Origin of the sequence: Polaribacter gochangensis, from assembly GCF_046224025.1 — a bacterium.
Taxonomy (GTDB): domain Bacteria; phylum Bacteroidota; class Bacteroidia; order Flavobacteriales; family Flavobacteriaceae; genus Polaribacter; species Polaribacter gochangensis.
In genome coordinates, this window is the sequence record NZ_JBJXRF010000002.1 from 517,370 (window position 1) to 543,445 (window position 26,076).

Sequence of the window (26,076 nt, forward strand, 5' to 3'; positions counted from 1 at the left end):
AAAAACATGAATAATTTTGAATTTAAAAATCCGACTAAAATTATTTTCGGAAAAAATACCATAGAAAAATTAGAAAGTGAAATTCCGAAAGATGCCAAAGTGTTGCTATTGTATGGTGGCGGAAGTATCAAGAAAAATGGCATTTACGAACAAGTACAATCCGCTTTAGCTAACCGAGAATTTATGGAGTTTGGAGGCATTCCTGCAAATCCTGAATATGAAGTGTTATTAGATGCTTTAAAAGTGATTAAAGCCGAAAAGATTACGTATTTATTAGCCGTTGGTGGTGGTTCTGTAATAGATGGAACGAAATTTTTATCGGCTGCAGCGTTGTTTGAAGGCGATACTCCTTGGGATATTTTAAGCAAACATATTAGAACCGAAAAAGGAATGCCATTTGGTACGGTTTTAACGTTACCAGCAACCGGTTCTGAAATGAATTCTGGCGCAGTGATTACAAGAGCAGCAACCAGAGAGAAATTTGCAATGGGCGGACCAGGATTGTTTCCTGAGTTTTCTATTTTAGATCCTCAAGTGATTGCTTCTATTCCACAACGTCAATTAGCAAACGGGTTGACCGATGCTTTTACACATGTTTTAGAACAATACATGACCTACCCAATTGGTGCATTATTGCAAGATCGTTTTGCAGAAAGTATCTTACAAACCATTATAGAGGTGGCTCCAACCGTTTTAAAAGATCCAACAGATTACAAAGCGGCTTCTAATTTTATGTGGAGTTGCACGATGGCTTTAAACGGGTTGATACAAAAAGGAGTTCCAACAGATTGGGCCGTTCATGCTATTGGACATGAGCTGACTGCCTTATTTGGAATTGATCATGCGCGTACGTTAGCAATCATTGCTCCTAGCCATTACAATTATAATTTTGAAGCTAAAAAAGAAAAATTAGCACAATATGGCGAACGTGTTTGGAACATTACTGAAGGAAGTATCGAAAATAAAGCTTATGCAGCTATTGAAAAAACAGTTTCATTTTTCCACGAATTAGGCATCGATACAAAGTTGTCAGAATATACGGAAAACTACGAAGGAACTGCAGAAGAAATAGCCAAACGTTTTACAGATCGTGGTTGGTTAGGTTTGGGAGAGCACCAATCGTTATCGCCAGATAAGGTAGAAAAGATTGTAAAAATGGCGTACTAATTTAAAAATATGTTGAGTGGTTTATAAAAAAGGTATCAATTATCAGTGAACAATTATCAATTATTAGTTATCAGTTTACAGTTGCAGTTTTCAATTATTATTAGTTGTCATTCCGAAATGAGGTACGATTGAGGAATCTTATGACTTCTACTCTATTTTTTTAAAATTTCTCCTTTGATCGAAATGAAAGTTAAATCAACTAAAAATTGTTTCGCTTAGTGCGTAGTAAATTGCCATGATTGCAGAGAAAACAGCAGATCCTACAAAACGCCATTGCAGCTTAAATCGGTTTTGAATGATGTAATTCGCGATAAAAGAAATTGGGATGTTTACCAAAAACGACCAAAACGCTATTTCTAAAAGATTGAAATTAATGGCATGTAGCTGTCCAGAAAATAATTTAATAAACAACAAATGCCTTGCAATCCATAATGGATTGAAATAAACAATTGCTAATAATGTTTTTGTTAAAGTAGCTTTGATACCTTTTAAAGCCTGTGTTCTTTTTACAATCCAATCAAAATAATTAGGAATTTCAAAAGCGTAAAATGTAGCGCCAATAAACATCATTCCTAGCAAACGAGATAAAGCAAATTCATCTAGCAACAATGCAGCAATGGTATCTCCAGCACTATAAATAAGTGCGCCTTTAAGTATGTTTGATTTTTTATAATGCAGTGCGATAAGACAGTTATTTTTTGGAATATAAATTCATTAACACTTTTTCTGGAGTCATGGGTGAATGGAACTTTAAATCATAATTTGGATTGAATGCTTTGATGGCGTTTTGAAGCGCAAAATAAGCTCCAATTCCATACATTAAAGGCGGTTCTCCTACAGCTTTCGATTTTAAAATGGCCATTTCGTTTCCTTCTGTTTCAGCATGAATTACTTCTACATTTTTAGGAACAGAAAAAATATCAGGAACTTTATAAGTAGAAAGTGCATTTGATAATAACTTTCCTTCCTTATTATACGCAATTTCTTCCATGGTCATCCAACCTATTCCTTGAATTAAAGCGCCTTCTATTTGCCCTAAGTCAATTCCTTTGCTCATGCTTTTTCCGTAATCGTGTACAATTTTAACCGAATCAAATTCGTAGGTACCACGCGTACAATCTACTGTTGTGGTAATAATTGCGGTTCCGTATACATGATATGCAAATGGATGTCCTTTTTCTTTGGTTTTATCAAAATGAATTTCAGGTGTTGCGTAATGTGCATTTTCTGTTAATGCCACACGTTTTAACATGGCTTTGCTGATGAGTTCTGTCCAAGTTAACGTTGATTTTTTACCTTTTACATTCACGAATTCATCTTTTAAGATGATGTCTTTTTTAGAAACGGCTAAATCTTCTGAAGCCACTATTATCAATCTTTCTAACAGCGCATTACACGCCATTAAAGTTGCTTTTCCGTTTAAATCTGCCGTAGAGCTTGCCGCAGATGGTGATGTATTTGCAACTCGAGTGGTATTGGTAGTTTCTATTTTAATTTTATCTATCGGAATGGAAAATACATCGGCTGCAATTTGCATCATTTTGGTATTTACACCTTGTCCCATTTCCACAGCAGCAGTACTAATACCAACACTTCCATCTAAATAAATATGCACCAACGCTCGAGCATGATTCATGGGTGTGTTCGTAAATGAAATTCCAAAAGTAATCGGCATAAAAGCAATTCCTTTTTTGAATGCTTTGTTTTTTTTGTTGAAATCTTCGACTTCTTGCTCTAAAGCTTCACTATTAAATATTTTTTTAGCTGAATTCCAAGTATTCTTGGCTTCTACTTTCTTTGCGATTTGTCCGTAGGAAAAGGTATCGTTTTCATCCAGTAAATTGGCTTCCTGAATTTGTCTTGCACTTACACCAATTTCATTGGCTGCTTTTGCAATGGCAGATTCTATAACAAACATTCCTTGCGGGCCACCAAAACCACGAAACGCTGTATTTGGAGGTAAGTTGGTTTTACAACTGATTACAGTTGTGCTTACGTTTGGTACATAATAACTATTGGTTGCATGAAATAAGGTTCTTTCTGCAATTGCAGGAGATAAATCTGCTGCTGCACCAGAGTTTTGTAGAAATTCTGTTTGATATGCACGTATTTTTAAATCTTTAGTTAAGCCAATTTTATAAGTACTTTCATACGGATGACGTTTTCCTGTCATGCGTAAATCATCATGGCGATTTAGAATTAATTTTACAGATTGATTCAAATGAAACGTAGCCAAAGCCGCCATTACAGCCCAAGGAGTTGCTTGATCTTCTTTACCTCCAAATCCGCCACCAAGTCGTGTTACATCCACTTCAATTTTGTGCATGGAAACACCTAACACTCTTGCTGTAATTGCTTGTACAGAAGTTGGACCTTGTGTAGAAGATGTAATTTTTATATTTCCGTTTTCTAAAGGTTCTGCATACGCGCCTTGTGCTTCAATATATAAATGTTCTTGACCATTTGAAAAGGTTTCACCTTCAAAAACATAGTCGCACTCTGCAAATGCTTTTTCGGGATCACCCAAGCTAAAAGATCTTGGTGCATTGATAAAACTTCCTTTTTCTTTTGCCTCTTTTGCTGTTGTAATTACCGGAAGTTCTTCTATTTCTATTGTGATTAAACTTCTTGCTTTTCTAGCAATAAATTCTGATGTAGCTACAATCAATGCAATTGGCATTCCCCAAAAATGGACTTCCTCTTCTGCAAATAAAGGTTCATCAGGAATAATTCCGCCAATCTGATTTTCACCAGGGACATCTTTATACGTAAAAATACGCTCTACTCCTTCTAGTGCTTCCGCTTTAGAAAAATCGACACTTTTTATTTTCCCGTGTGCTTTTGGAGAGTCAAAAACAACAGCGTGAAAGGTTCCTTGTCTGATATTAACATCATCAACATATAAAGATTCTCCACGAACATGTGTATACGAATCTAAGTTTTTGATGCTTTGTTTTAAACTAGCTGCAACAGCATCTAATTTTGAATCTAAAACGGTATTTGATTTGTTTTTATGCATGCTGAACAACATCTTTTAAAGTGAATTGCATTGGAAATAACTCCGTAAAATGCGCAATACATAATTGTCTTGCTAACAAACGTTTGTAATCGCTTGTACCACGCACATCACTAATTGGAGCGATTTCTTTTTGAAGAATTTCGTTGGCATCAATAACGGTTTCCACAGACAATTGTTTTCCTTTTAAAAAAGCCGAAGTTTTTTGTAGGTATTTCGGAATTGCAGCCACGCCACCAATCGAAATATGTGCTTCTGAAACAACATTCTTTTCTACAGAAATATGTATGGCAGAATTAACGCTTGCAATGTCTAAATGTCTGCGTTTAGATACTTTTTCAAAATTAAAAAAGGATTGTTTTGTTGGTGTTTTAAATCGAATTTCTTTCAACAATTCTCCTTCTTGTAAATCAAATTTTTTATAATCTTGATAGAAGTTTTTAAGCGCAATTGTGCGTTCTTCACTCTTTGAATTAACGATTGTAATATCACTATTCAAAGCTAAAAAGAAAATCGACATGTCGCCAATTGGCGAAGCATTTACAAAGTTTCCGCCCAAAGAAGCCATGTTTCTAATTTGTTCAGATGAAACCAATTTTAAGTGTTTTCTTAAGTTCGGAAACAACCTATTTAATTCAGAATGATTCCACAAATCTGAAACTGTTGCATTAGTTCCGATAACACATGTTCCGTTTTCAATAGAAATTTCTTTTAGATATTCTTTTTCAGCAATCAAATGAACGTTATTTTCAATTAAATTATCTGCCTGTTGCACATATAAATCCGTTCCGCCAGCAACTACTTTTCCTTTAGGTTGCTTTAAACTGTTCTTTTCAATCTCTTTTAAACGTTTTGGAATTGTAGTAAAGTACTCAGGAATAAATTCGTTTTCAATCAGCCATTCAAAAGAAGTTGTTGCTTCGTCTTGAAATTTATCAACCACTTGATGTGCTGCTTTTTCAATCGCTTTATAGCCAGTACATCTACAAATATTTCCGCTGATTGCGTCTAATGCAGTATTGTAATTTTTATCAGAATTTGACAAAGCAAAACCTGTTAGTGCAACCACAAAACCCGGTGTGCAAAATCCGCATTGCGTAGCATAATTTGCTTTCATTGCTTCTTGAGTTGCGGTTAATTTGTTTTGCAAGTTTATGCCTTCTACCGTAACAATATGTTTGCCATGCGCATTTCCTAAAGGAGAAATACACGAGGTGATGCTTTGGTATTGCATTACATCCTTTTTTAAGCTTCCAACTAAAATAGTACAAGCACCACAATCGCCTTCTCTACAACCAATTTTAGTTCCTGTAAGTCGTTGTTGATAGCGAACAAAATCCAATAAGGTCATTCCTGCTTTTTCTGAAGTTTGTATGGTTTTGTTATTTAAGATGAAAGTTATCATGTAAAAGGTTTCAAAGGTTCTCGATACATCACGCCCAAAAGCGTAACACTCGAACTAACATTAGATCTAATTTAATATTCAGTTTTATCTTCTTTTGCTGCCCATTCTTGAAATGGTTTTAACGCAACCTCGTGCGCTAATTGTTCAAATGGAATGCTTCGTTCTGCATAAGGCAACGGAATTTCTTTGTAAATAAATTCATCATCAAAACCAATATTTGCAGCATCAACCTGATTGCATCCATAATACACTTTGTCTGGTCGTGCCCAATAAATTGCGCCTAAACACATCGGACAAGGTTCGCAAGAAGTATAAATTTCGCAACCCTCTAATTGAAAAGAATCTAAATTTTTACAAGCATCTCTAATGGCAGTAACTTCTGCATGTGCCGTTGGATCGTTAGTAGATGTTACTTTGTTGTTTCCTCTTCCTATGATTTTTCCATCTTTTACGATCACACAACCAAAAGGGCCACCTTCATTATTGTTCATTCCTTTTAAAGCTGCATTTACAGCTTCTATCATAAATTTTTCTTTACACATTCTAAAAAATATTTTTGTGAAAAATACAAATCATTTGAAGTAGTACGATGAAAATATCTGTTTATTTATGAACAATACTTGATTATGTGGCTTGTATCCATTTTAAGAACAAGCTATAAAATTTGAATAGTTGATAGTCAGTAAAATAAACGTGTTTATTAAACTTCTTTTCTTAGGATTTCTAAAGGCGGACTTTTTAAAACGCTTCTAATATTGCTCAAACCGATTAATAAAACTAATAGCGTAATTCCTGGTAGAAAAACTAAAAATGGAATAGCAGACGGAATAAACGGTTCTTCAAATAAAAAGAGTGCTAATAACTGACTGCTAATTAAAGAGAGTGAAATACCGACTGCACTACCTAACATTCCTAAATACACATATTCTAATGCAGTAATTTGTAGAATTTGTTTGCTTTTTGCCCCTAATGTTCGCAATAAAACGCTTTCTTTAATTCGTTGGTATTTGCTATTTCTAACAGACCCAATTAAAACAATTATTCCTGTAAGAATACTAAAGAATGCCATAAAATTAATAATCCAAGCTATTTTATCTAGAATGTCTTCAATGATTGTGAAAATTTGACGTAAATCTAATATGGATATGTTTGGGAATTGCTTTACCAAATCTCGTTGTAAATCCGCAGAACTTGCTTCATCAGGCACAAAGGTTGTTAACACACTAAATTGTGGCGCGTTTTCTAAAACTCCAGCAGGAAAAACAATAGAAAAATTTAATTGAGCGCGTCCCCAATCTACTTTTCTGACGCTTCCAACATTGGTTTCCATTAAAACTCCTTGTACATTAAAAATAACTTTATCACCTATTTTTAAATTGGCATCTCTTGCAATATTATCTGCAATAGAAATTAAAATAGGTTCGCCTTGTTTAACTTCCTTACTCCAACTTCCTTCTAATAATTCTTCAGAAGGAATTAATTCACTTCGATAGGTAACTCTAAATTCATGATTTAAAATCCATCTTTTTCCTCTGTTAGAAGTGCTATCTTTACGAAGATTGTTTACCAATTCATCTTTAATTTGATGCATGCGCATTGTTACAATTGGAATGTTATTTATAACTTCTAAACCCTTAGGAATAATGGTATTTACAACAGCTTCTCTTTGATTAGTTTGCACATCCATTAAAATAATATTGGGATCTTTTGTGCTATTTTCTATGGATGTTTTTGCTAATAAAATGTCTTTGGTAAAGTACAATGTACTGATTAGAAAAGTTCCCAAACCGATGGCTAAAATCAACACCATTGTCTGGTTGTTTGGACGATATAAATTTAATAAACTTTGACGTTTGGTAAATCCCCAACTCGTTGGAAAGAACTTTTTAATAGCCATCATAAAAAGGCTAGCAATTCCTGCCATAATAGCAAACGTAATTAAAATTCCAACTGTAAAAATGAGTCCGTTAAATGCATCTTTTAACAACCAAAATGAAAACAAAAAGATGAACAATACAATTGCCAATAACGTAAATAGTCTTGCTTTTCTTGGCTTTACTAAATTTTCGTCCGTTCCTCGTAACACTTCAAGTGGAGAAACATACCAAGTTCCTAATAATGGTAATAAAGCGAATAAAACGGACATTAAAATTCCTAATGTTATTCCGATAATTAAGGGTTGAACAGTAATTGCTATTTCAACATCAAAAGGTAAAAATCCTTGTAAAATATACGGAAAAGCATATTGCAAACCAATTCCGATACTGGCACCTAAAATCCCTCCGATAAGTCCAATGCCAACAATTTGTAATAAGTAAATTAAGAATGTTTGTTTTCTTGTAGCCCCTAAACACTTTAGCACAGCTACATTTTTTAATTTTTCTTTGATATAAATATGTACAGAACTTGCAATTCCGACACAGCCCAATAAAAGGGCAATAAAAGCAGCTAAGTTTAGAAATCTACTCACATTGTCATACCTTCTTCCTAAACGTTCACTTGTGCTTGTATGCGTATCTAGATCCGCTTTTTCTTCATCTAAAATAGGATCTAATTTCTTGTCTAACAACACCAAGTCCATTGTTGGTGGCGCCACAAAAAAGTATTGATATTCTTTTCTGCTTCCAACTTGTAATAATTCAGTTTGATCAATAAAACGAAAGGGAATCAAAATTGGAGGCGCAACAGAAGTAGAAATTGCTGTGCTACCAGGAATTGATTTTAAAGCTCCAGTAATAGGAAAAGTTAGTTTTCCTAATTTTACAGAATCACCAGGTTTTAAATTGTATTGTAACATTAAAGTAGCATCGACTAATGCTCCGCCTAATTGTTGATATTGTGAAGCAGCACTAGCAGGTTCTGTATCTAAAGTTCCGTAAAAAGGAAAATTACCTTCAATAGCGCGTACTTTTACGAGTTTTGTACCGTCATTTTTTGGGAACGCAGCCATAGAAACAAAATTGACTTCTGAAGCGCCAACATTTAAAGAATCTATAATTGCTTGTACTTTTTTTGAAGGAAGTTGTCTGCTATCAATAATAAAATCAGCGCCCATTAATGCTTTCGACTGATTTTTAATATTTTGTTTTAAGTTGTCACTAAATAATTGAATGGAAACTACTGCTGCAATACCCAAAATAATGGATGCCATAAAAAGCATCAATCTAGAAAGACTTGCTTTTCCGTCTCTCCAAGCCATTTTAAACAGCCATTGTACCGAAGTTTTTGAAGATTTCTTACTCATTAAACAGCAATTGTTTTTTCGTTAGATACTATCTTCCCTCCTTTTAATCTCAATATTTGTTGGGTTCTATTTGCCAATTCTAAATCGTGTGTGATGATTACTAAAGTAGTTCCGGCTTCTTTATTCAATTGAAAAAGCAACTGAATTACTTTTTCTCCTGTTTCTTCATCTAAATTCCCTGTAGGTTCATCAGCAAATAAAATAGAAGGTTTGTTTGAGAAAGCTCTTGCCAACGCTACTCTTTGCTGTTCTCCACCAGATAATTGTGATGGATAATGATGAGAACGATCTGCCAAACCAACTTTTTCTAATAATTCCATTCCAGTTTTAGAAGCATTTTTTGCTCCTTGTAATTCTAACGGAACAATAATGTTTTCTAAAGCTGTTAATGTTGGTAGCAATTGAAAATTCTGAAAGATAAATCCGACTTCTTTATTGCGTAATAACGCACGTTCATCTTCATCTAAATCTTGTAAATTGCTTCCGCACAATTCAATTTTTCCTTTACTTGGATGATCTAAACCAGCACATAAACCAAGCAAGGTAGTTTTACCACTTCCTGAAGGACCAACAATAGAAAAAATACTTCCTTTTTCTACGTCAAAAGAAATATTGCTTAATACTGTTAATTTTTTAGAACCACTTGTATAAGTTTTCTCTAGTTCATCAATCTTTAATATCTTTGTCATTGTACTTATTTAATATATATGTTACCAAGAAATGCTAAAACTGAAAAATAGACAAATGATTTTAAATTTGAATACTACTATGAAGAAGATTTTCTTAAAGTTTTGTTATTTTTCATTTTTACTGATGTTACTCTCTTGCGGAGCAGACACTTCCAAAAAAGAAAACAAAACTACAAAAACATCTACTGAAACAGATACTAAGATTGATGAAAAAAATGACACAAAACGCATTGTGTTTTTTGGTGATAGTTTAACTGCAGGATATGGTTTAGATGATATAAATGATGCTTTTCCTGGAGTGATTCAAACAAAAATTGATTCACTTTCTTTAGGATATACAGTAGTAAACTCTGGTGTTAGTGGAGAAACTACTTCTGGAGGGAAAAATAGAATCAACTGGATTTTAAATCAACAAATTGATATTTTTGTATTAGAATTAGGTGCAAATGATGGTTTGCGTGGCGTTCCTTTAAAAGAAACTAAAGAAAACCTACAAGCTATTATTGATGCAGTTTTACAAAAAAATCCTGCAACTAAAATTATTTTAGCAGGAATGCAATTGCCTCCAAATATGGGACAAGATTATACAACAGAGTTTAAAATTATTTTCCCTGAATTGGCTAAAAAAAATAAACTGTACTTAGTACCTTTTTTATTGAAAGATGTTGGTGGAATTCCAACGTTAAATCAAGGTGATGGTATTCATCCAACTGTAGAAGGTCAGAAAATATTAGCTACTAATGTTTGGGAAGTTTTAGAGCCTTTAGTTAATTTATAATTTAAATAACACTCACTCTTACTTTTTTCTTTTTTAAACGTGTATTATTTAACTTCTCAACCAAAGCATCAGCAATTGTTAATGGTACAGCAACAAAAGCACAATCTTGTTTCAAGTCAATAGTTCCTAATTGATCGTTGTTGATTTCACCTTGTTTAAAGAACAATCCAGCAATATCTCCTTTAGAAATTTTATCTTTTCTCCCGCCAGAAATAAATAAAGTTGTCCAATATTGAGGTTTTCTTTTTCCGGTTGTAGACAATTTTTCAACTTTAGCATTTTCTATAAACTCAGGAAAAACTTCTCGATCTCCTTTTATCAAATATGCTGTTCCTTTAGCTTCTACTCTAGCTGTTCTACCGTTTCTATGTGTATATTCTTCAAAAGCATCTGGAGTTTCATAATGAATTACATATTTCATTTCAGGAATATCAATTCCTCTTGAAGCTAAATCACTCGCCACTAAAATAGAAACACTTCCGTTTCTTAATTTTATCAACGCACGTTCTCTATCTATTTGCTCCATACCAGCATGAAAACAGGTATGTGCAATTTTCTTTTTATCTAAAAAAGCACTAATATCTTCAATGCTATCTTTTTTATTACAAAACACAATTCCAGGTTCATTTCCTAAATGATTTAGCAAATCAACCAAGGTATTGTGTTTGTTTTTAGATGGTGAAAGAATGGTTTTTATCACCAGTTTTGAAGGTGCTTTTTCTTTGATATAATTCAACGTTACTGCATTGTCCATTCTGAAATAACTTGGAATCGAAGCTCCTTTTGTTGCAGAAGTTAACACGCGTTTTGTAATATTTGGTAAATGACTGATGATGTTCCTCATGTCTCCACCAGCGCCAACTTCAAAAGAAATATCATACTCATCTATCACCAATGTTTTTATTTCTTGTGTTGTAAAACGAGCTTGTTCAAAATGATCTGACAATCTACCTGGAGTTCCAATTAAAATAGCAGGCGTATGTTTTAATTCTGTTTTGTCTTTAGCAATCGTTCTTCCACCATAAATAGCATTGGCTTTGTAACCAGAACCAATATTTCTAATAACTTGTTCTATTTGAATCGCCAATTCTCTAGAAGGTACAATAATTAAAGCTTGTACTTCTTTACTTTCTGGATCTAACTGCGCTAATAAAGGCAATAAAAAAGCGAGTGTTTTTCCTGTTCCTGTTGGAGATAATAACATGGTATTCGCATTGTTATTAATTGTTTCCAATGCCTCTTCTTGCATCGGATTTAAACTGTATATTTTTAACTTATCAAGAATGTCTTGTTGGTCTTTAATGTTATTTGCCATGTCTATTTCTTCTTTTTCTTTTTAGTTTCCTCTGATTTTGAAGTTCCTGAATTGGTTTGTGCTACATAATTTGCCAATATTTTTTCTATCAATTCTTCTTTTGTCAAATGATGAAATATCGTTCTTACTTCTTTTCTAAACTCTTCAGAAATAGAACGATTTGGTTTGGTCTTAAATATTTTCTTTGCCCACAACAAGCCATTATTTTCTTCAATACTTTGCGCATCAGCTTTTTTAAACTCTTTAAAAACAATGCCTAGTTCTTTTTCAAAACCAGCAATATCAGCAACTTCTTCTTGCTGTAAAATCGTTAAAGAAAGTCCGGTTGCTCCTGCTCTTGCAGTACGTCCGCTTCTATGAACATAAGCATCAAAAGTATCAGGTAAATGATAATTAATGACATAAGAAATGTCTTTGACATCAATTCCTCTTGCTGCTAAATCTGTTGCCACTAAAATATCAATAAAACCTTCTCTAAATTGCCCCATAATTCGATCTCGAATACCTTGAGTTAAACTTCCATGAATAGCTCCAGATGAAAATTTATTGATGGCTAAGTTCTTCGCTAATTTATTTACGGCAGCTTTTGTTTTACAAAAAATGATGCCTCGTTTTCCTACTTTAGAATTTAAGAAATGTAACAACACATCTAATTTTTCTATCGGTGCTACAACCACATATTGATGATCGATTCCTTGATGTCCAACAGTTGCCATATCAGCTTCTATTTGAACAACGTGTTTTGACATGTAATTCTGAACCAATTGTTTAATGGTTCCTGGCATTGTAGCCGTAAACAATAACGTTCTTCTAGATTTCGGAATTTCTTTAATAATTGCATCCAACCCTTCTTTTAAAGCACTCACCATTTCATCGGCTTCATCTAAAATGAAGTAAGAGATGCTTTTAATGTCAATTGCTTTACGCTCTACCAAATCAGCTAAACGACCAGGAGTTGCAACTACGATATGTGTGGTACTTTTTAAACGTTCTATTTGAGGCTTAATCGGAATTCCACCACAAACAGTTGCAATAGAAATTGCTGGCAAACGTGTAGAAAAAGAGACTAAATTTGTATAAATCTGTTGTCCTAATTCTCTTGTTGGAGCTAAGATTACAGCTTGAATATTAGTTTTTTCAACATCAATCAATTGCAATAATGGCAAACCAAATGCAGCAGTTTTTCCGGTTCCTGTTTTTGCCAAAGCAACTACATCTTCTTTTTGATGTAAAATAACCGGAATTGTTTTTTCTTGAATATCTGTTGGAGTAGAAATCTGTAAATCAGACAAACTTTGTATTAGCTGATCATGTATTCCTAGATCGGAAAAACGTTTAGACATAAAATAATAATTTTTGCAAAGGTAATCATACCGTTGTTGGGAATTAGAAAAATAGGTGTATTAATATTGTCTTATTTCTATTTGAAATATCAGCATAAAAAAAAGTCCATCATTGCTGATGGACTTTTATAAAACTTGAAGTATATGTTTTAGCTCACTTTTACGTTCACTGCATTTAGTCCTTTGTTTCCTTCTTGTAAATCAAATTCAACGCTGTCGCCTTCACGAATTTCGTCGATTAATCCAGAAATATGTACAAAATGATCTTTGTCTACTCCTTCTTCTGTGATAAATCCAAATCCTTTAGACTCATTGAAAAATTTTACTGTTCCTTTACTCATTGTAATGTAATTAAATTTATAATACTTATTGAACTGCAAAGGTGACGACATTTTTTAGACATTCAACATATTTATCGACTTATTATTTTTTATTTACTAAAATGATTACCAAATCTTAATTCTTTCTTCCGGAATCTTATAGTTTTTATCACCAGGTTTTACGTTGAATGTCTCGTAAAATGGCGTAAAATTCATTAACGGACCATTAACGCGCCAGATTGGTGGCGAATGTGAATTTGTTTTTATATAATTACGCAAATAAGCATCACGTGTCTTTACTCTCCAAATTCTTGCAATCGACATAAAAAACCGTTCATCTGGAGTAAAACCTTGAATTTTAGTGTTTCCTTTTCCTTGTTCGGTAAGTTTAAATGCATCATAAGCAATAGAGATTCCGCCATTATCAGCCGTATTTTCTCCAACAGTCAAAGCGCCATTTATATGATCTCCGTCTAAAACAGTAAATGAACTATAGCGATCAATCATTTGTTGTGTTTTCGCTTTAAACTTTGTGTAGTCTTCTTCTGTCCACCAATTTTTTACATTTCCATCTTTATCAAACTGTGCTCCTTGATCATCAAAAGCATGCGTTAATTCATGTCCGATTACCATTCCAATTCCTCCGTAATTTACAGCATCATCTGCTGTAACATCAAAATACGGAAATTGTAATATTCCTGCAGGAAAAACAATTTCATTTAAAGGCGGATTGTAATATGCAGTTACGGTTGAAGGTGTTGTTCCCCAGCGATCTAAATTTGGTGCTTTGTTTAATTGAGCTGCTTGGTATTGATATTGGTCCTTTTTTAAAGCGACCACATTTTCAAAATATGTTCCTTTTTCAATTTTCACATTGTATTCTCTCCACACATCTGGATATCCAATTTTTTTGGTAATTGCGTATAGTTTTTCTTTTGCTTGTTGTTTAGTAACATCGCTCATCCAATCTAATTCATTGATTCTGCTTTCAAATGCTTTTTGCAAGTTGTTTACCAAATCTAATACACGTTTTTTAGCATCTTCATTAAAATATCGCTTTACATATAATTGTCCGAGTGCAAAACCTAATTGTCTGTCTACTTTTTGAACCATTAATTGTGCACGAGTTTTCTGAGTTGTTTGACCGTATAAAACTTTTGCATATTCAAAATTAGCATCTTCAAAAGGTTTGCTTAAAATATCAGCGTAGTTCGCTAAAGTACTTGCTTTTAGATAGGCTTTCCATTCTGAAATGGGAATAGAAACTAATAATTTATTCAGTTCATCATAATATGCTGGCTGTTTGATATCAACTTCATCAACTTTTAGATTTAACTGTTTCAATAATTTTGACCAGCCAATATTTGGTTGATTTTTATTGAGCGTAGCAACTTTCATTTTGTTGTAGTTGGCTTTTACATTTCTACGTTCAATTCTTGTTTTATGGGATGCTGCCAATTTCTTTTCAATATCATATACAATCGCTGCATTTTTATCAGCATTTTTAGTTTCTGATAATGTAAAAAGCGTTGACAAATATTTCTTGTATGCGTTCTGAATAGCAACAGTTATAGAGTCTGATTTAAAATAATAATCACGATCTGGTAATCCTAATCCTGCTTGACCAAAATGTAAGATATTAAGCTTACTGTTTTCATTATCTGGCGAAACATTCATGCCAATAATAGCATAATTCCCTGAAGTTATTTCTTCAGTAACAAAAGCCATTAAAGAAGAAACGTTATTAATATTATCAATGCTATTTAAAATAGGTTTTATTGGCAGAAAACCAAGTTTATTAATAGTTTTTGTATCCATTCCAGAGCTATAAAAGTTGCCTACTTTTTGTTCGATACTTCCCTCCTTTTGGTTTGTTGAAGAAACTTCTGTTAAAATGTTTTCTAATAATTTTTTCTGCGGAATGTTTAAGAAACTATACGAACCAATCCCAACTTGATCTTCTGCAATCACAGCTTTGTCTAGCCATTTTTTATTTACATGTTCAAAGAAGTTATCTCCTGGTTTTATAGATTCTGTGATTCCGTCAAAATCAATTTTACTGTTTACTGTTTTTTCGGTATTGCAAGAAGCAAATACCAACAAAAACAACGAAATATAAAGTGTTTTTTTCATAAATTTGAGTGTAGTTTTCACAAATATATGAAATAATAGTTCGCTGAAACAGAACTTAAAGGGCATAAAAAAAGCAACTTTTTAAAGTTGCTTTTACCTTATTTAAGTAATTGTAAGTACCTAATACTACTTTTTTTGTTTCACTTTTACAGCGTTCATTCCTTTTAAACCTCTTTCTAGTTCAAAAGTAACTTTGTCGTTTTCTGCGATTTCATCGATTAAACCACTAACGTGTGTAAAGTATTTTTCTTGGTTGTCAGTATCTAAAATAAAACCATATCCTTTAGAAGAATCAAAAAATGAAACTTTTCCGTTTCTAATCGGATCTTCTGCTTCACCTTCTTCTTTTTTAGGAATTCCTAAAATGATATCTTCTAACTCAACCTCCACTTTTAAAGTTGGATCAGGCGGAGTATCAGTTAAATTACCATTATGATCTACGTAAGCAAACTCAATTCCAGAAGTACCATTTTCTTTTGCATCAGCTTTACGAGCTTCCATTTTCTTTCTTTTGTCTTCACGTTTTTTTAAACGTTTTTTTTCTTTTTCACTCTTATTATATGTCTGTTGCGATTTTGCCATTCGTACTGTAAATTATTAAAGTCTTATTTTAAATTATTATGCAAATATATCTATTTTACAGTTAATAATAGAAAAATTAAATAAGCAATTTATTTGCTCTACCAAACTCTCTTTCAAAAAAAACTAATTTCTAAGTTCATTTTTTAGTGTATGAAACTGATTTGTTAATTCTTTGAATCTGTTTTTTGCATCTTGCCCCGGAATTTGATCTGCACTACTAATCATGTTTAGTAAGAACGAGATTTGCGAAACTAACATTTGCTGTGGATACGCACCTGAAGCATTTTTTAATTGTTTTAATGCTGCATTTACTTTGTTTAATCTAGCTGATTTTTTTCCTTGTAAAGTGGTTGCTTCTTTTTCTAACGTATCTTGAAATTGTCTGGCTTCAGAAAGTAAATCCATTACTTTTTGTTGCATTGCAAGTTGATTAACAATATCTGCTTTTGTAATTCCTTCTTTTATTACTCTTGGATCCATTACAATTTCAAACGATTGTTCAAACGATTTTCCGTTTACTGTTAATTTTGCAGTATAAATTCCTGGAGCAACCATTGGTCCGTTTTTAAAGCTTCTATTTTTGTTTGATGACCAAACTCCTTTTTGCTGTAAGTTCCAGTTAAAACGATTGATTCCTGGAGTTGTTTCTAACCTGCTATCAACATAAACAAAAGTCTGACTTAAATTCATATCTTCTACAATGGTTGTTTTAGCAATTAAGTTTTTATCACTAACAATTAATGCAACTGTTTTTTTATTTGCATCTAAAATTTCTAATTGAATTGGAGATTTGTTTCCTTTCGGAATATAATAATCAATCATTACACTAGTTCCTGGATATTGTACAATCCCTTCAGATCTATATCCTCGAGAACGATATCGTATGGTTGTGTCTGGTTTAAATAACCAAGGAGAAGATTTTAAACTATTGATTTCTTTTTGTCTTAAAGGAGTAATATTGTCTAAGATCCAAAAACCTCTTCCCATGGTACTTAAAATTAAATCTCCTCTAAATATTTTAAGATCTGTAATTGGTGTAACTGGCAGATTTTGTTGAAATTTCTCCCATGATTTTCCGTCATTAAAAGAAACAAACATTCCGAATTCTGTACCAGCATATAACAATCCTGCTCTTACTGGATCTTCTCGTAAAACTTTACTTGTAAAATCATCTGGAATTCCGTTTGAAATTGTCGAAATCAACTCCCAAGTTCTTCCATAATTTTCAGTTTTATAAAAATACGGTTTATCATCGCCCAATAAATGTCTATCAACAGCAATGTAAGCTTTTGCAGGATTAAATTGTGATGGTTCAACAGATTCTACTCTACCACCTTTAGGTAATTTTTTTGGTGTTACATTTTTCCATGATTTTCCGCCATTTTGAGTAACAGAAACCACTCCATCATTAGAACCCACCCAAATTAAACCTTCTTTTAATTTCGATTCTCTAATCGAATACACCGTACTATAATATTCTTCTCCGGTAATATCTCTTGTAATTGGACTTCCAGAATTTACTTGTTTGTCTTTTTCAAAAGCAGTTAAATCTGGAGAAATCGTTTCCCATATTTTTCCATCTGTCATTGTTTTGTGAATATACTGAGAACCATGATACACCACATTTGGATTGTGTGGAGAAACATGAATTGGAGCCACACGTTGAAAACGATATTTTAAATCTTTTGGATTGTGTCCGTATATATAAGAAGCACCAACAGTATACTTTTTCTCTGTTCCGGTTAATTTATTAAAAACTCCAAAATTCCCTTTACAGTTTGCATAGACAATGTTGTGATTTCCTGGTTTTGGAACAACAGGACCCGTTTCACATCCACCAACACTTATGCCCCAACCTCTTCTAGAGATTACAGTTGCAGACGGAGGTAAACTCGGTATGGCAACGGTAGAATTGTCTTGTTGACCAGCATATAACCAATATGGATATTGATCATCTACTTCTACTTGATATAATTCTGCTGTTGGTTGATTGTATTGAGTTGACCATGTTTTTCCTCCATTATGAGAAACATTAGCGCCACCATCATTTGCTTGAATTAATAAATTTGGATTGTTTGGGTTGATCCAGATATCGTGATTATCTCCGTGAGGAACCGACATTCTTTTCCAACTTTTACCGCCATCAATCGATTTTAATAAGGGATTTGCATTTGAATAGACAATATCTGGGTTTGTAGGGTCTAATTCAATATTGGTATAATAAAAAGGTCTGTTTACCAAACCTTTATTGTCAGAAACTTGTACAAATGATTTTCCTTGATCTACAGACTTATACAATCCGCCTTCTTTTCCTGGAGCTTCAATTACTGCATATAAAATACTTGAATCTACGGCAGAAACAGCTAAATCAATTTTACCAATTAAACCTTTTGGCAAACCATTTTCTAATTTCACCCAATCTTTTCCTCCATTGATAGACTTATAGATTCCGCCTTCATCATTTGTTCCACCAGAAATGATTGTCCAAGGCTTACGTTGCCCTTTCCAAGCTGCAGCATACACAATATTAGGATTACTTGGTAATAATTCTAAATCAGCAAAACCTACTTCATCAGAAATAAATAATACTTTTTCCCAATGCTTTCCACCATCAATTGTTTTATAAATTCCACGTTCATTGTTATTTTTAAAAGCATTACCGATAGCAGCAACCCAAACAATATTATGATTTGTTGGGTCAATTTCTACAGCACCAATTTGCCCAGTTTCTCTTAAACCAATATGTTCCCAAGTTTTACCAGCGTTTATCGATTTATAAACTCCTTTTCCAGAAATTACATTGCTTCGTAAACCATCAGAACCAGTACCAACATACACAATGTTTGGATCGTTTACAGCAACTTCAATAGCTCCGATTGATGGTGTTGCAAAAAATCCGTCAGAAACATTATTCCAAGAAACTCCATAATCATCAGATTTCCAAACGCCACCACCAGTTGCTCCTAAATAAAAAGTTCCAGGCAACATCGGTGTTCCGGTTACAGCAGTAACTCTTCCTCCTCTTTCTGGACCCACAGTTCTGTATGTTAAAGCACTAAAATCTTGTGCTATTAATGTAAAAGGAGCAATTAAAAATAAAAATAAGCGAATTGAAAAGGACTGTGATTTCATTAGTTTGGTAGTTTTAAAAGTAAATACGTTTCTATCGTAAATATATAAATTGATTTTTTAAATTTATTATTGATGTGTTATTTTAACTCAAAATAGGCTTGTTGTAGTTTTTTTGTGATTGTTCCTATCTCGTCATTTTTATAGAAAGAATGATTATTCATTTGTCTTATGGCAGCAATTTGAGTTGATGTTCCTGTTAAAAAAGCTTCATCCATTTTTGAAAGATCAGAAAACTGAATTCCTTTTTCTACAACCTTTAAATTAAGTTTTCTACATAAATCAAGCACAATTTGACGTGTAATTCCGTTTAGAATAAACTCATTTGCTGGGTGTGTAAATACAACATTGTCTTTAACAAAAAACACATTACAATGCGATGCTTCTGTGATAATTCCGTCTCTTACAAAAACCGTTTCAAAACAATTTTTTTCCATTGCAAAATCATTGGCCATAACATTTCCTAAAAGCGAAGTCATTTTAATATCACACTTTTCCCATCTGTAATCGTTTGTTGTAACAACAGAAGCGTTTATCAAATTGATATCTGGTAATTTCTTAGGCACAACATACATCATTACAGTTGGAGTAACATTTTTTGGATAGGCATGTGTTCTTGGTGCAGTTCCTCTTGTAACTTGAATGTACAGCAAACAATCTTCATTTTGCAATTCTGATGCAGTTAATAATTTAGGTATTTCATCAGTTAACGAAGTTGCATCAAATTGAATATTGATTTTATCTACACAAAACTGCAATCTTTTGATGTGTTCATCGCCATAAAAAAACCGTCCGTTAATCTGAACCATCACTTCATAAATACCGTCACCAAACAAAAAACCTCTGTCGAACACAGATATTTTTGCAGATTTGGCATCTACAATTTCACCGTTTACATATACTTTTTTTGGGTACAGATTCATAAGAAAATACTTCTATAAATTGAGAAGTGAAAGTTAGGAATATAAATCTTTCTAAGAAAATTTTAATTTTATTAAAATTATAAGCTTACGTTAAAATTAGCATCTTTTTTCCCTTAGAACATTTTTTGATTTAACTTTACTCGAATATAATTAAAACTAACTCAAAATGAATTTCAATCATTCTAAAAAAGCAACATTACTTTCATTGTTGTTATTATTTGTCTTTTCGTTACATAGTACTGCGCAAGACAAATTAAAAAAGATGCCTGGATATGAACAGTATCAAAAAATGGCACCAAAACTATTTAGTTCTGTAAAAAGAGCGCCAACTTCTGTTGTTTGGGCAAAAGACGGTAAAACATTTACCTATGTAGAAAACGGAATGCAACTTACGTACGATGTACGAAAAAAGAAAGTTGTTGCATCAGAAAAAGCACAAAGACCACAACGTTTTAGAAGAGGAAACAGACCAGCACGTGGAAGACAATATGCTTCAGCGCTTTCTCCGGACAAGAAACTTAAAGCATTTACCAAAGACAGAAATATGTACATCAGTAATGCTGATGGATCAAATGTACAAGCAATTACTACGAAAGGAAATGATGAAAATCAAATTAAATTCGGAATCGCAACTTGGGTTTATGGAGAGGAATTAGGTCAGAATACAGCTATGTGGTGGTCTCCTAATTCTAAAAAAGTAGCTTTTTATCGCTTTGAAGAAAAAGACGCAAAGAAATATTATGTATTGTACAATCAAACAAAAATACAAGATTCTGTTGAGGTTGAAGCATATCCTAAAGTTGGTGCTAAAAATTTACCAGTAGACTTATTGGTGTATGATTTAGAAACTAAAAAAACGGTTACCTTAAATGTTAGAAAAGGAAAACCATATAACGATGGTGCTTTAGGAACGTATTTATACGGAATGAAATGGTCGCCAGACGGAAAAGAATTGTTGTATCATTCTACAAACCGTAAGCAAGACATCATGGAATTTAGTGCTGGAAACGCAACAACCGGAGAAACTAGAGTAATTGTAAGAGAAGAATGGTTGCCGAGTTTTACAAAAAACACTCCAGAAATGTATGAACTAGCTGATGGAAAACATTTTATTTGGGCTTCAGAAAGAAATGGTTTTAACAACTACTACCTATATAATTATGATGGAACTTTAGTGAATACTTTAACGAATCATAATTTTGAAGTTTCTCGATTGGTGAAGGTTGATGAAAAAAAGAAACAAGTATATTATTATGCTCGTAGTGGAGAAAATCACATGAAAATGCAATTGCATCGTGTAAATCTTAACGGAACAAAAGATGTGCGTTTAACAGATCCTAAGTTCAACCATAGCGCAATTATTTCTCCAGACGGAAAGTATTTTGTGGATGTTGCACAAACACACAACATGCCTCCTTTTGTAAATTTAATGAACTCGAGAGGTAAAAAGATTTCTGAAATTGCTAAAAGCGATATGACAGAATTTAAACAATTAGGTTTTAAAACTGTTGAAGTATTTACATTTACTTCTGCTGATGGTGAAACAGAATTACACGGAATGATTCACTTTCCTTCTAATTTTGATCCAAATAAAAAATATCCAGTCATCTTAGCAAATTATGGCGGACCTGCAACAAACGCTTTTAGAGAATCATTTACTTATCCAAGTTCTATTACAGAGTATGGATTTATCGTTTTAAATATTGATGGAAGAAATGTTCGTGGAAGAGGAAAACGTTTGTTAGATACATTATATGGAAACTTAGGTATCGTAGAAATGGACGATTTTGCTGAAGGAATAAAATCATTGTACAATCGTTCTTATATTGATAAAAACCGAGTTGGTGTGTACGGAACTTCTTATGGAGGAACAACAGCAGCAACAAGTTTATTAAGACATCCAGATGTGTATCATGTTGCAGTTGCAAATTCTGCTGTAACAGATTGGAGAAATTATGACAACGTGTACACAGAACGTTATATGAACCTAATCACTAACAACAAAAAAGGATATGATGCTTCTAGTATTATGAATTATGCAAAGGATTTAAAAGGAGAATTAATGATTTTCTTTGGAACAAATGATAACAATGTGCATCCAGCAAACTCTTTACAATTGATACAAGCGTTGCAAAAAGCTGGTAAAAGTTTTGAAGTTCAAATTGGTCCAGATAAAGGACATACTGCTTTAGGAAGAGATAGAATGATGGAATTCTTTATTCAACATTTAGTATTGAAATAAAAAGATATTGATTCTACAAATAAAAAGCTCCTAATTTCTTAGGAGCTTTTTTTGTGCTGTTTATTTTTTAATTTTTCATCAACTCGTATCCTTGTTTGATTCCCTTTTCTATTGCTGGAACTCCACGTTCCATCCAAGTTGGTTTTGCTGTATCTTTTAAATAATAGTCAAAGAATTGCGCCATTCTAATATTAAAATCTTTTCTGTTTTGCATTTTTAATGGCCAATGACGAGCGCCATTATAGTTTAATAACCATGTTGGTTTCCCTAAACGTCTTAACGCAGTAAAATACTCTATTCCTTGATACCATGGCACATGCCCATCTTTATCATTATGCATTATTAGAATTGGAGTGTTCACTTTATCCATATTGTATATTGGTGAATTTTCTATATAACGCATTGGATATTCCCATGGAGTTCCTCCTATTCTACTTTGTGTGTGTTCGTATTGAAATTGTCTGCTTAAACCTGAATCCCATCTAATTCCGCCATAAGCAGAAATCATATTTACTACTGGTGCTCCAGATTCAATAGCTGCAAAAATATCTGTTTTTGTTGCTAAATGAGCTACTTGATATCCACCCCAACTATGACCTTGTGCTCCAATTTTATCTTTGTCAATAAAACCTTTATCAATTAAAGAAGTAATTCCAGGAATTACTGCATTGTAAGCAGATTCTCCAGGATAACCATCTCTATATACAATATCTGGATTAAAAATTATGTAACCTCTACTTGTATAAAAGCTGTAATTAATACTTGATCTTCCTGGTGATGGTGCTCTGTGATTATGCAATCCGTCAGAACTTCGTTCGTAGAAGTTTACCAACATTGGGTATTTTTTGTTTGGATCAAAATTTTCTGGTTTTACCAATAATCCTTTCAACGCTTTTCCTTCTAAAGAAGTAAATTCGTGCAATTCAATAGTACCCCAATTGTATTCTTTTTGTTGTGGATTTGCATCACTCACAAGGGTTTGTTTTTTAAAGCTCAAATCAGAAACACGAAGGTTTGGAAACTCAATAAAAGATTGACGTGTAAATAATACAGTGTTGTTCTCTTTAGCTTTTATTGGGTTCGAATATCTAAAAGGACCATCTAACAATTGCTTTCCTCTGTTTCTTTTAGGATTAAACTCGAAGTATCCACTATTTTTTGTTTCTTCGTTAAACGTTGTCAATAACCATTTTTTAGACTCGTCTATAAACTCTTCTTCTCTGTCTAATCTTGCATAACGGTACACCGTTTTTGTTGCTCTACCATTTGTTAGCTTTGAACTTTGACCAGTAGTTGGGTTAAATTTAAAGATGTCATATCTATCGTAAATCAATATTGCCTCATCATCTTTTGTCCAACCTGCCATTCCGTAAGATCTTGGATGATTTGGGGTGTCATTTAATTCGTTATAAAACACTTTTCCTTTGGTAAAATCTAATCTTGTGTTCTTTGCAATATTATATGCAAACCAAGTGCTATCAACCGTGTTATATCCGTATGCGAATTTTCCTTTCGGACTTAAACGAGCGCCGCCAGCAACTTCTGTAAGTATTTTATTAACCTTTCCTGTAGCAGAATTTACAATTGCATAATCACTTGCTCTCATCCCTGTCCATTGACTTTCTAACATGTATGGCGTTGGATTAGAAATCAATACATTTTCAGAATTTCCTTCATTTCCAATTGTTGCATTTGGATACTCTGTAGTTGCCAATTGCACCACTTTATTCGAATTTAAATGCAAAGCTGCTGTGTACGATTTTCTTTTATCGTTATTAACCTGAATCTCTTGAACGGTATATAGCCTAGGAGAATCGTAAGCCCAAACTTCTACATTTACAATTTCGTCTTTTAATAAGGTGGTGTCTTTTACAATTGGTTGAGTTGCCAATCCGAAGTACATTTTAGAATTGTCTTTAGAAAAACTAATTCTTCCATTAGATGAAATTTTATACCCTTTAGCAGCAGCATTCTGAGCAGTAACTTCAGTTGCTTTTGCGTTTCCATTCCAAACATACAATTGATGCGGTCTTACCAATGCTTTTGTTGTATCAGCATCCACTACAAAGGCTAATTTGTTACCAGCATCATTCATTGCTAATTGATAATATTTTGTTGCATTTGCTGCAGAAAACACTTCTGTTTGCTTGTTATTGTCTAAATTTAATATAGAGACTCCTCCATTTTCATCAGCAGTTTCTCCAGTTGATACATACGCCAAACTTTTACCTTCTTTAGCAAATGAATACGAAGTAACATATTTAATCGTATCTTCTTTTTGTGTTGCTAAATTTCTGATGACCAAATGATATCCGTTTTTAGCACTTACTTTTTTAACCTTCTTAGGTTTTTCTTTCTTATCTGTTTTTTTAGCAGCGTCTTTTGATGCTGGCTTTTTAATATCTTCTAATAAATAAGCTACATAACCAGCCCATTTTTGCGGAACTTTATATGATTTTACATTCGCTATTTTAGTTAAAGATTTATTTGAAAGATTATAAATTGCCAAGGTGTCTTTTGGCATTTTATCTTTTTTTACCTTTCTTCTTTGCATTTCTGTAATGCTATCTTTCCATGCAGTTATTGTAAAAATTGCATTTTTAGAATCGTAAGTAAATTGTCCGCCTTCTACTCTATCATACTTAAAAATTGCGCTCGCTTTTTCATCTTTTATTTTTAGAAATCTGTCTTTTTCTCCTCTTTCTAAAGAATACAAGATAAACTTTCCATTGTTAGAAATAGACTGACTTCTTATGGTGTTCCAAATATCAAAATCTGGATGATCTAAAACTTTTTTCTGTGCACTTACCGATATGGTAAGTAAAAAAAAGATACTGTAAAGTGTTGTTCTCATTTGGTTTGTATTTAATTTATAGTTGTTATTTTTTATGATTGAATCCGTAAAATAATTGTCCGAAAAACCCTTTTGGGAAATCTTCTTCATCAGGAAAACCTAATTCTATGGTTCCGCTATCTTCAGGAACATAATTGGTTTTAAAGAGATAATCCCAAATACTTAAGCTAATTCCGAAATTAATTCCGTTGGGTTTATGTTCTGGTAAAACTTTAATGTGATGATATAGATGCATCACTGGATTGTTGAAAATGTATTTTAAAAATCCCCAAGTAATTTTAATGTTAGAGTGATTCAAATGTCCGATTGATATGGCAACAAAATGCACAATAAAGGCTTGTTCTGGCTCAAAACCACCAAGCAGCATTACGCCGATGGTTTTTAACGGTTTGTACAAAATATTTTCCATCCAATGGTAACGCAAATGCGCTGCAAAGCCCATTTCTTTTACAGAATGATGTACTTTATGAAACTGCCATAAAAACTCGTATTTATGTAATAAAACATGTGTAAACCATTGTACAAAATCAAGAATGATAAAGAATATTAAAAGTGCTGCCCAGGTTGGTAAACTCTTTAAATCTATAACTGCTAAACTTTTTAAAGTGATTCCGAAATTTTGAAAAACGAGTTCAAAAACTGTGTAAAAACCTGCAATAACGATAGAAAAAACAAAGAAATTGAAGAACATGTAAAATGCATCTAACCAAAAATCTTTTCTAATAATTGCTTGATTTTTACGCCAAGGAAAAACAATTTCTAAAGACCAAACAATCAATGAAATTAAAATCAATCCCCAAAAATAGTTGGTGTACCACGGCACTTCAAAAAGGATGGATTTATAAGTCCAATCTACAGAACCCAAAAAGGCATTTTTAAAAGCAGTAAAGTATTTTTCCATCAATTATAATTAAATAGACTTTAAAGATATTAAAC

General features: G+C 32.9%; 18 protein-coding genes. 3 read left to right on the forward strand and 15 right to left on the reverse strand.

Annotated elements, in window-relative coordinates; genetic code table 11:
• Positions 1–6: 6 nt before the first annotated feature.
• A complete protein-coding gene (locus ACEWL1_RS07675; protein WP_409232712.1) occupies positions 7–1,167 on the forward strand; it encodes an iron-containing alcohol dehydrogenase in 1,161 nt (386 codons plus the stop codon).
• 195 nt (positions 1,168–1,362) lie between these two features.
• Here the strand turns inward: ACEWL1_RS07675 and ACEWL1_RS07680 are convergent, their stop codons facing one another.
• The 6 genes from ACEWL1_RS07680 to ACEWL1_RS07705 form a co-directional block, all read right to left on the reverse strand.
• A complete protein-coding gene (locus tag ACEWL1_RS07680; RefSeq protein ID WP_409232713.1) occupies positions 1,363–1,776 on the reverse strand; it encodes a hypothetical protein in 414 nt (137 codons plus the stop codon).
• Between the two features lie 82 nt (positions 1,777–1,858).
• A complete protein-coding gene (locus ACEWL1_RS07685) occupies positions 1,859–4,186 on the reverse strand; it encodes a xanthine dehydrogenase molybdopterin binding subunit (protein ID WP_409232714.1) in 2,328 nt (775 codons plus the stop codon).
• Entirely contained in the window at positions 4,179–5,588 is a 1,410-nt protein-coding gene (locus tag ACEWL1_RS07690) for an FAD binding domain-containing protein (RefSeq protein WP_409232715.1), read from the reverse strand. Before ACEWL1_RS07690 ends, ACEWL1_RS07685 begins: the two co-directional genes overlap by 8 nt.
• A gap of 71 nt (positions 5,589–5,659) precedes the next feature.
• A complete protein-coding gene (locus tag ACEWL1_RS07695) occupies positions 5,660–6,130 on the reverse strand; it encodes a nucleoside deaminase (protein ID WP_409232716.1) in 471 nt (156 codons plus the stop codon).
• Positions 6,131–6,288: 158 nt separating this feature from the next.
• On the reverse strand, positions 6,289–8,832 hold the full coding sequence (locus tag ACEWL1_RS07700) for an ABC transporter permease (protein WP_409232717.1): 2,544 nt from the start codon (positions 8,830–8,832) through the stop codon (positions 6,289–6,291).
• Positions 8,832–9,521, reverse strand: a complete 690-nt coding sequence (locus ACEWL1_RS07705; RefSeq protein ID WP_409232718.1) for an ABC transporter ATP-binding protein — start codon at positions 9,519–9,521, stop codon at positions 8,832–8,834. Before ACEWL1_RS07705 ends, ACEWL1_RS07700 begins: the two co-directional genes overlap by 1 nt.
• 79 nt (positions 9,522–9,600) lie before the next feature.
• Here ACEWL1_RS07705 and ACEWL1_RS07710 point away from each other — a divergent pair, with 79 nt between their 5' ends.
• A complete protein-coding gene (locus ACEWL1_RS07710; protein ID WP_409232719.1) occupies positions 9,601–10,299 on the forward strand; it encodes an arylesterase in 699 nt (232 codons plus the stop codon).
• Between the two features lies 1 nt (position 10,300).
• On the opposite strand, the gene ACEWL1_RS07715 is transcribed toward ACEWL1_RS07710, so the two are convergent.
• From ACEWL1_RS07715 to ACEWL1_RS07745, 7 genes are all read right to left on the reverse strand, one after another.
• Entirely contained in the window at positions 10,301–11,614 is a 1,314-nt protein-coding gene (locus ACEWL1_RS07715; protein ID WP_409232720.1) for a DEAD/DEAH box helicase, read from the reverse strand.
• Positions 11,615–11,616: 2 nt separating this feature from the next.
• Positions 11,617–12,957, reverse strand: a complete 1,341-nt coding sequence (locus ACEWL1_RS07720; protein WP_409232721.1) for a DEAD/DEAH box helicase — start codon at positions 12,955–12,957, stop codon at positions 11,617–11,619.
• 149 nt (positions 12,958–13,106) lie between these two features.
• Positions 13,107–13,298 carry a cold-shock protein gene (locus ACEWL1_RS07725; RefSeq protein ID WP_409232722.1) on the reverse strand — a complete coding sequence of 64 codons (192 nt, stop codon included), beginning with the start codon at positions 13,296–13,298 and terminating at the stop codon, positions 13,107–13,109.
• A 105-nt stretch (positions 13,299–13,403) separates the two neighbouring features.
• The gene (locus ACEWL1_RS07730) at positions 13,404–15,410 is read right to left on the reverse strand and encodes a M13 family metallopeptidase (RefSeq protein WP_409232723.1); all 2,007 of its coding nucleotides are present in this window, start codon (positions 15,408–15,410) and stop codon (positions 13,404–13,406) included.
• A 126-nt stretch (positions 15,411–15,536) separates the two neighbouring features.
• The gene (locus ACEWL1_RS07735; RefSeq protein ID WP_301400284.1) at positions 15,537–15,992 is read right to left on the reverse strand and encodes a cold-shock protein; all 456 of its coding nucleotides are present in this window, start codon (positions 15,990–15,992) and stop codon (positions 15,537–15,539) included.
• A 123-nt stretch (positions 15,993–16,115) separates the two neighbouring features.
• On the reverse strand, positions 16,116–19,124 hold the full coding sequence (locus ACEWL1_RS07740) for a WD40/YVTN/BNR-like repeat-containing protein (protein WP_409232724.1): 3,009 nt from the start codon (positions 19,122–19,124) through the stop codon (positions 16,116–16,118).
• A 77-nt stretch (positions 19,125–19,201) separates the two neighbouring features.
• Entirely contained in the window at positions 19,202–20,044 is an 843-nt protein-coding gene (locus ACEWL1_RS07745; RefSeq protein WP_409232725.1) for an aminotransferase class IV, read from the reverse strand.
• A gap of 166 nt (positions 20,045–20,210) precedes the next feature.
• Between ACEWL1_RS07745 and ACEWL1_RS07750 the strand changes: the two genes are divergently transcribed.
• Positions 20,211–22,286, forward strand: coding sequence for a S9 family peptidase (locus ACEWL1_RS07750; protein WP_409232726.1), 2,076 nt, complete (start codon positions 20,211–20,213; stop codon positions 22,284–22,286).
• 67 nt (positions 22,287–22,353) lie between these two features.
• Here ACEWL1_RS07750 and ACEWL1_RS07755 read toward each other — a convergent pair whose 3' ends face one another.
• Together ACEWL1_RS07755 and ACEWL1_RS07760 are read right to left on the reverse strand one after the other, a co-directional pair.
• Positions 22,354–25,140, reverse strand: a complete 2,787-nt coding sequence (locus ACEWL1_RS07755) for an alpha/beta hydrolase family protein (RefSeq protein ID WP_409232727.1) — start codon at positions 25,138–25,140, stop codon at positions 22,354–22,356.
• A 25-nt stretch (positions 25,141–25,165) separates the two neighbouring features.
• Positions 25,166–26,041 carry a sterol desaturase family protein gene (locus ACEWL1_RS07760; RefSeq protein WP_409232728.1) on the reverse strand — a complete coding sequence of 292 codons (876 nt, stop codon included), beginning with the start codon at positions 26,039–26,041 and terminating at the stop codon, positions 25,166–25,168.
• Positions 26,042–26,076 lie beyond the last annotated feature (35 nt).